This window comes from Methanoculleus sp. (genome assembly GCF_030019085.1).
Classification (GTDB): Archaea; Halobacteriota; Methanomicrobia; order Methanomicrobiales; family Methanoculleaceae; genus Methanoculleus.
Genome location: NZ_JASEFJ010000016.1, coordinates 35,933 through 43,207 on the forward strand (window position 1 = coordinate 35,933; position 7,275 = coordinate 43,207).

At 57.3% G+C, this 7,275-nt stretch carries 7 protein-coding genes and 1 tRNA gene; 3 read left to right on the top strand and 5 right to left on the bottom strand.

Features of this window, described 5'->3' with window-relative positions; all coding sequences use genetic code 11:
- Nucleotides 1-83: 83 nt before the first annotated feature.
- Complete coding sequence (locus tag QMC91_RS07590) at nt 84-410, bottom strand: hypothetical protein (RefSeq protein WP_300237336.1); 327 nt, start codon at nt 408-410, stop codon at nt 84-86.
- A gap of 127 nt (nt 411-537) precedes the next feature.
- Nucleotides 538-2,826 (bottom strand): MEMAR_RS02690 family S-layer glycoprotein, encoded by a 2,289-nt coding sequence (locus QMC91_RS07595; protein WP_300237338.1) that lies wholly within the window; start codon nt 2,824-2,826, stop codon nt 538-540.
- Nucleotides 2,827-3,602: 776 nt separating this feature from the next.
- Between QMC91_RS07595 and QMC91_RS07600 the strand changes: the two genes are divergently transcribed.
- The 3 genes from QMC91_RS07600 (at nt 3,603) to QMC91_RS07610 (ending at nt 5,406) form a co-directional block, all read left to right on the top strand.
- Complete coding sequence (locus QMC91_RS07600) at nt 3,603-4,328, top strand: thymidylate synthase (protein WP_300237340.1); 726 nt, start codon at nt 3,603-3,605, stop codon at nt 4,326-4,328.
- Between the two features lie 53 nt (nt 4,329-4,381).
- Nucleotides 4,382-4,454, top strand: a tRNA-Gln gene (locus QMC91_RS07605).
- Nucleotides 4,455-4,581: 127 nt separating this feature from the next.
- On the top strand, nt 4,582-5,406 hold the full coding sequence (locus QMC91_RS07610) for a TIM barrel protein (RefSeq protein ID WP_300237341.1): 825 nt from the start codon (nt 4,582-4,584) through the stop codon (nt 5,404-5,406).
- A gap of 105 nt (nt 5,407-5,511) precedes the next feature.
- On the opposite strand, the gene QMC91_RS07615 is transcribed toward QMC91_RS07610, so the two are convergent.
- From QMC91_RS07615 to QMC91_RS07625, 3 genes are all read right to left on the bottom strand, one after another.
- Nucleotides 5,512-5,694, bottom strand: a complete 183-nt coding sequence (locus QMC91_RS07615; RefSeq protein ID WP_300237343.1) for a hypothetical protein — start codon at nt 5,692-5,694, stop codon at nt 5,512-5,514.
- Nucleotides 5,695-5,743: 49 nt separating this feature from the next.
- Nucleotides 5,744-6,397: a transposase gene (locus QMC91_RS07620; protein ID WP_300237345.1), complete on the bottom strand. Its 654-nt coding sequence runs from the start codon at nt 6,395-6,397 to the stop codon at nt 5,744-5,746.
- Nucleotides 6,398-6,485: 88 nt separating this feature from the next.
- Nucleotides 6,486-7,004 carry a transposase gene (locus QMC91_RS07625; protein ID WP_366944390.1) on the bottom strand — a complete coding sequence of 173 codons (519 nt, stop codon included), beginning with the start codon at nt 7,002-7,004 and terminating at the stop codon, nt 6,486-6,488.
- Between the last annotated feature and the right edge of the window lie 271 nt (nt 7,005-7,275).

Genomic DNA, 7,275 nt, shown 5'->3' on the forward strand with positions numbered 1-7,275 from the left:
CGCGGTCGTCGCTCACAGCGGCACGGTCCCCCGGCAGACGCGATCCCTGATGTACCAGTGCAACCCCCTTCTCGGTTACCACATCAACTTCTTCGCGGCCGAGCAGGTCTTTTAGAACCGTCGCACCACTCTTCTTGAACACTATCACAGATATGGAGAGCCCTGACGTCGCCGCTTCGCAGCATGCCCCTGCCCTCCTCCTCTTTGAAGTGGGTTGTCTTGAGGCGCATCCACTGGCCGTTGACAACCGTATCAGAGTGTGGCGTCGATCGTCTCAATATCCATCGCCGGGGAGATACCTGACCGGGAACGCGGAAGGTGATTGTGGCTCTGTTAAAGTCTGCGTCTTCCAGACGGGATGGCGTGATCGTGAGGAACAGGTAGGCCTCCTCTTCTGTCTCTGCTCCCAAAGAAGTCTCAGATAGTGCGACAGGCACCTCCAGAGACTCTCGGGGCCTACGAGATCGCCCAGTACCGAAAAACCGTTCAAAAAACGCAGAGGAAAACAAAAAAATTAGGTTTTGGGTTTGTCAGGGTTTAGTCCCGACGGAGAACCAGGTAGGCAACTGCACCAAGTCCGGCGAGGGCAAGGAGTGCTCCAAACCCGGGGGACTCAGTTGGGGTTGCCGTGGTGGTTGTGGTCGCGGTCGTGGTTGTTGTCACAGTCGCGGTCGGGGAGACCGGGGGCTGGGTGGTCGGGACTGCCTCAACCACGTTGAAGTTCGCGGTTGCGGTTGTGTCGGTCTCGATGCACTCAACCTTGACTATGTACTGGTCGGGCTTGAAGGCCGATCCGTCGATCTCGACAGACCAGGTGTTCACGCCGTCGCCAGCCTTGACCTCGGTCGTCCTGGCAACGCTCGCGAATCCAGAGGCCTCGCCCTTGCTGGTCGGTGTGAATGCAGCAGAGGTGACCTCAACGTTCAGGGTGTCGCCGACAGCGAGGTTGGTGGTGCCGCTGATCGTGAACGTGCTGCCCGCAGGTACGTCACCGATCGGGTTGATGAAGATCTGCGCCTCCTCGACAACGAAAGTGAGCTTCACGTAGGTGTCGTCAATGTTCGGGGAGTCAAGCGCCTTGATCAGCGCGTTCGCCGCATCGGAGGCCTGGAGCCCTGCGATACGCACGGCTTCGAAGCCGGAACCGGGCGTGCCATTGATCCAGCCTGCGATGCCCGGATAGATATCAAATCTACCGTTCATCATCGGGTGCTGGATGACAACGAAGTACTGACCTGCGGAGAGATCCTTGGTCACTGCTCCCTTGAGTTCGTACTCGAATGAGCCGTCATCCTCAACGGTTGCGGACTCACCAGTCAGCTGCAGGTTCTTGCCGAAGATCCAGACATGGACGCTGTCGGGGTCGCCCTGTGCGATACCGGTGAGTTTCAGGTCGTCACCCTTGGCTACGACTGCACCACTTGAGGTCGCGGAGATGAAGCCGCTCCGGAGCTGGATTGAGATCGTGTCATACTGGGCTTCGGAGAGGTGGCTCTTGTCTTTAGGTGCCGAGACAGCGTAGATCGTGTATCCACCAGCGTCAAGCGACCTCTGGATGTCAGCGGTGTTCCACTTGTACGACCAGGTGTCATCAGCCTCAACAACCTCTTCGGTGAATGTGTTTGCGTTGTCGTTCACAACGGCTGCCATGGTTCCGGTCAGTGCAACACCGTTGCCGGGCAGGTTCGGGCCGGTCAGGAAGAGGTAGACATAGTCGCTTTCGGTGCAGGTACCCTCAAGGGTGATCTCCTCACCGATGTAGTAGGTGCCGGTGCCGGCTGCCGTAATGGTGACTGCGCCCTCCTCAACTTTCACCTTGACTTCATCGTAGTTGGTGGTACCAGCTTCCTCGACGCGGATTGTGAACTGCCGGTCATCGGTGGTCGAGTTGGTGTTGAACTGGACGGTGCGCGTGCCGCCGGCGGTGGTCTCAACAGTTACGTTCCGGTGCGGGTTAGCGGCACCAGGGGTAACACCGTTCTGACCCTCTACGATGAACGGATACTCGTTCTCAGCAAGCGCGCTGACATCCTTGACGAACAGGCTGTATGTCTTTTTCGACTCACCGGTGATCGTCACAGAGAAACTGTTGCCACGGACAACGCTGTCCTTGTTGGACGTGATAGCAAGCTTCTTTGTCGAGACCTCGAAGGTCACCGTGTTGGAGTCAAAGCCCTTGCCATAGAAGTCAGACGCACTGGGCCACTTTGCAATGGCTGTGTACGTCCCTGCATCGGCGCTCGAAAGGTTGACGGCACCGATGTACCTTGTCGCACCGGTAAGGTTAATGCTGGCCAGGTTCTGTCCGCCGAACTGGGTTGTCGTACCCCCACCTGGCAGGGTGACCTCGATCTTTACCGTGGCGGTCGGGATGACGATGTTGTCAGTCAACTTGAAGTCCAGATTATTGTCCCTGGTGACGGATTTGCCGGCCACGGAGTCCTTCTGGGAAGTGTTCAGCACAACATCGAGAACTACGCTCGGGTACTGTACGTTAACGTATCCAGATGCGGTGGCCCGGTTTGTCGGGTCCCCACTGGCGTTGAACACGTAGTATGGTCCAGTCACCGTACCAACGGCAGTGCTGGTCAGTTCAGGAATGACGCCACCAGATGCCAGGATGGTCTTGTCAATCGCTCCCGCAGTGGGGTCACTGTAGTGTACTATCTGGGTGACAGCAGGTTCAAATGTAAAGGCGATATTTTCCTCGCCTACATAGACGGTATCGCCACTTGTTGCAACCGTCCGTGCTGCTGCAACTGGTGCTACTACCAGCGCAGCCACGAGAAGCATGGTGACTACCATCAGTTTTGTCATACTCTTCATACTATACCTCCTTTTTGTGATGACATGAGGGAATGTGAACGCAGGGCATTCGACAGACGTCGAATACGGGTTCACCACGCTCTATACTCCGAATTACGGAATATGTCACAGTATTTGTGAAACACTTATTATATCCTTTGTGGTCGGCCGGGGATCCGGTCCTGGGGATGTCCATCACACTGCCGGGAAATACCTATATACACCCAATTTACGCCTCATGCCCTGCTAATCGCGGTGTATGGCGATGCTGGAATAAGAATCCCGTGCTGTGAGACGAGAGGCGCGCACGACTGCGCAACCCGCCCCCTCCAACCCGCTCGCAGACGACGCTGCAACCGCCAACGATTGTGGCATTGGATGAAGGAGGAACAATGTAGCAGCGCGCCGTGGGCAGATGGTTTGAGGGGCCATCTTCCACCCTGCCTCCTTGCATCCAGGAGATCGGGTCTCGCGGGGAACGCGTCGGTCAGCTGGCGATCATACCAGTCTCTTACCTCCCCCGGGGACAGTGCGTGATGACAGTCCCTGAATGCCGTGCCGTGGATAGCCGGGACGACCCGAAGGTTATCCTCATCCGGCCCCTTACCGGCGAATCACTCCACGAGGATGAGAAATTCTTCTCACCCCATTATTCTCCCGGGGTGCATGCAGTCCACCTGCAATCAGACCCTGAAACAGTCGTGGCCCATCATCGTTCAGACCTGGCCCCCCACAGTTAATTGCCGCCGCCCTCGTTGTGGCTGGTCTTTTCTACCACTGCCACCAAACAACTCTACATGCGGATCATTCGCGCCCCAACTCTCGCACGCGCACACGAACTGGCGGTCAGGACAGTCCTCGAGAAAGGATGGGTGCTGGAGACCGAGAACGGCGAGGCCACGGTCGAGTGCGAGGAACTTGCACTCGAGGTGGAGTCGCCGGAGAGGCCGCCGATGGCAAGTTCCGCCTCCCGGTTCCAGCAACGTTTCCTGGACTTCTACGCAGAGAACCTCCTCCACGGCGCCGAGGCGCAGTTTGAGTACGACTACCACCGGCGACTCTTTGACTGGGGCGAAGGGCTGACTGTGAACGGCGAGGATCTCCACATCGACCAGATCGACTACATCGTCCGTAAACTCACCGCCGCAGAGAACTCCCGGCGGGCTATCGCGGTCACCTGGAACCCGGTCATCGATGAGAACCTGGACGACTGTCCCTGCCTCCAGATTGTACAGTGCCTCATCCGGGACGGCAAACTCCAGATGAAGGTCGTCTTCAGGAGCAACGACATCCTCTCCGCCGCCGGCGCGAACATGTACGCGCTAGTCCACCTGCAGAAGGCGATCGCCGACCGGTTAGGTCTTCCCTGCGGGCGCTACACCCACATCGCTCTCGTCCCCCACATATACTACCTGCGGGACGTAAACGACATCGAACCGTTCTGCAGATCCGGGACCGAGATCAGACCCATCGCCCCGGTCTGCCGCGCCTGCGGAAGATGCCCCCGCTCAGGTGGGGCATGAAACCCCTGCCGTCACCTTAATTAAGATTCAAAAACAACATCTGAAGGCCAAACAGCCCGGTAGTGTAGCGGTCAATCATGTGAGACTCTGGATCTCACGACAGCAGTTCGAATCTGCTCCGGGCTACTCTTTCTATCCTGAAGATGGTCTTTACAGGTTACAACAGCCACCTTATAGAGACAAGGCACCCCCTCTCTCACACGCATCCTTGATGATACTCCCGTCACAAAGAGATAGACGGAGGGATACATCGTTGCCTTACAAACCGGGCTGCACCCTGCGGCTCAACGACGAAGTGGCGCTTCTCCTGCTCACTGCTCTTTACGAGGATGGGGCAATCGACTGCATCCAGGTTCAGGTCGTCCCTCTCCCGTGGCGGTCGTTTCGTGAGCACCTCGACCGGATCGCCGCAACCGGCATACCGGCCGTCATCCACGCACCCCACCACAGCCACGGCGTCAACCCCTGTGCCCCCACCCTCCGGAGCAACCGTCCGCTCGCAGAGATCGAGGCCCATATAGAGGAGGCCATGAATCAGACGCTCGAGGCCACCGACACCCTGGGTGCGGAGACGGTCGTCCTCCACGCCGGCCGCTACGAACCCGGAGATCGCGCCGCCGCCGAAGAGACGTTTGCCGCGTTCCTCGACCACCACAACGACCCTCGCCTTACCCTTGAGAACCTCCCCGCCGTCCACGCCGGCTACCCCCTCCTTGGGAACACCGCAGGAGAACTTGCCGCTCTTGCGGCTGGCAGGATCAGCCGGTTCTGTCTGGACTTCCCCCACCTTGCCTGCACCACAAACTACCGCCAGATCTCTTTCACAGAGGAGTTAGCCCGATTTGAAGACCTCAATGTGACCCTCCACCACCTCTCGAACGTGAGAAGGGGTTCGATCACGGACGAGCACCTTGAACTCGACCACCCGGAGGGCGGGCTTGACCTTGCAGCGGTCATTTCCAGGCTCGAGCGCCACCCCGAGATCCCGACAGTGCTCGAGTACAAGCGCGACCCGACGGTCTATGTCGCGCAGGTGCGGGTCTTTGCCAGGCTCCGGGAAGATCTGGCCGGAGCGTAAAGATCGCGCCCTATCGCGTGGGACCACCCCCAGGACGACGGAGACCGGACCTGGGTTTGCAGCCCCTCCACGCCGCAGAGAGATCGATCATATTCAGGTTAGCGGTCATACCGGGAGAGACGTTCCGCGGGGGACCTCACGACTGTTGCCGTGGTTGTCATCCCTTCTATCATCCACGCGCCCCGCACGGCCACGGGGTGAATCCCTGCGCTCCGGGCGCATATCGAAGAAGGTCATGAACCGGACGTTCGAGGCCGCAGATACCTTCGGCACGGCGACGATCATCATCCACCCCGGGCGACATCGCCCGTGAAGAGTTCCATGGGTTCCTGGACGGCTATGCCTGGCCCGCCTCAGCCTCGAGAACCTCACGGCGGTCTTTTGCGGCCGCTCCATTCCCGGGACAGCGGCCGAAGAACTCGAAGACCCTGCAGACTGGATCGAGCCAACGGTTCGCGATCCGTTCGTGGATTCTTGCAACAACCTTTCTGGGTTTTTTCCCATCAGGAGTTCCTTTCTCTGTCTTCGAGGGTCTCCTCTGCGCCTTCGAAAGAGCCTTCTTATCGGTGCGGAAGGACCAGAGGTTCTCGATCTTCTCTCCGTTCGATAAAGTAGCAAAGGATTCAATACCTGGATCGACCCCTAGCGTGGTATCTTTCTCTCGTGCCGGAGAGGGTTCGTACTCGACCGAGAAGCAGGCATACCCCTTCCCGGTTGAAGACCGCCGGACCGTGAGAGTCTTGATGTTACTTTCGATCGGGCGGTGGAGGTCGATCGGGATGTTTCCAATATTTGATGCGTCGAGGTGCGCGCCGGCATCATTTATGTGAAAACCAGACCGGGGATACCCGGGATCATCCCACCCAGCCTTCACCCCTTGGAAGAAGGCTTTGAACGCGAGATCCACACGTTTTGAGACCTCCTGTAAGACCTGAGAGTAAACTGTAGAGAGGCCGGGATGCTCCTTTTTCCAGATTGGAATTATCGACATACCCCAGCTTCTGCTCCATCTGAGAGACCTGCGATTTTATCGGGTAGAGCCGATAGCGATACCCCTCCATCCGCATGGTCTTGTCACATCACTCTCTGGGTCTCGGATATACTTCGTGAACTACCACGCGCCTCTCGGGCGTGGCTTCCTGCTTCGTGGACAATACTTGCATCACTGAGATGTGATGTAGCGGCATCGTCTCCACAGGCTCAAAGGGCTGTTCCATCCCCACGCGGTGAATATTCACCGCAGCATTGGAATCTCTATCGGCAATAAACCCGCAGAATGGGCATTCGTGGACTCTTTCTGAAAGAGCCTTTTTCACGATGCGTCCACAGTTTGCGCAGATCTGCGTTGCATCTCGGGGATCGACCTGAATGAAGTTCATACCAGCACTTTCAGCCTTGTACGAGAGGTAAGAACATAACCGCCCCCACGATGCACTGTGGATACTCCTGCGGAGTCCGCAAGATTTGCCGTTCTCCTTGAGATACTTGATATTCAAATCTTCGACACAGATCGTTGCATAGGTGTCAACGTACTGACGAGAAAGTTTGTGCAGGAAATCGTTCTTCTGGTTCGTGATGTGCTCATAAACCTTCTCCAGCCTGTATTTTGCCTTTTTCCAGTTCTATGAGAACCGTTTCTTCCAGGCAATGCTTTGCTGTAACTTCTTCGGTCAAGCGAGTGCTCATAGAACCGGGGATTCTCGATTACTGTACCGTTGCTATCGACCGCAAACGAATCCAACCCGACGTCAATACCCACGGATTAGCCCCCTCCGCATTTCACCATTCAGCCACCTTCTGAATCTTCGTCTTTTTGTTAACTCCGGCTGAAACGGTCGCCCCTACCAGAAGTACACTCACAGCAACGAT